1 protein-coding gene is annotated in these 340 nt (G+C 42.1%); it reads right to left on the bottom strand.

What is annotated here, in order from left to right:
* Nucleotides 1-28: 28 nt before the first annotated feature.
* Nucleotides 29-322 carry a phage holin family protein gene (locus tag OKC24_RS20000; RefSeq protein WP_131275820.1) on the bottom strand — a complete coding sequence of 98 codons (294 nt, stop codon included), beginning with the start codon at nt 320-322 and terminating at the stop codon, nt 29-31.
* Nucleotides 323-340: the final 18 nt, after the last annotated feature.

Here is a 340-nt window from a genome sequence, read left to right as displayed (position 1 = left end):
TGACTTGAGTTTCCAAGCCTGCTTCCAATCATCGATTAGTTTCATCACTCACCTTGTCTATTTTCTTACTCACGAAATGCGTGCCCTTGTAGCCAACAACCGATGCAAAGCCCACTGATATGATTTCAGGAAAGCCAAGCCATGTTGTAAGCGACCAAAAGCCCACGGCAAAAAATCCGCACATAAACGCTTCAAGCCAATCAGCTTGCCCTCGTTTTTTTGCGGTACGAAATAAAGCCATTAAAAAAGCCATCACAAATGATGCGATGGCTGTATAAAATGGACTTACTGATTCAGCGACTTGTTTTGAGAAGTCGTCCATTAATTTCCCCTAATTTTT

The organism is Acinetobacter entericus (assembly GCF_026168575.1).
Taxonomy (GTDB): Bacteria; Pseudomonadota; Gammaproteobacteria; order Pseudomonadales; family Moraxellaceae; genus Acinetobacter; species Acinetobacter bouvetii.
This window is presented reverse-complemented; position numbering and strand designations above follow the sequence as displayed.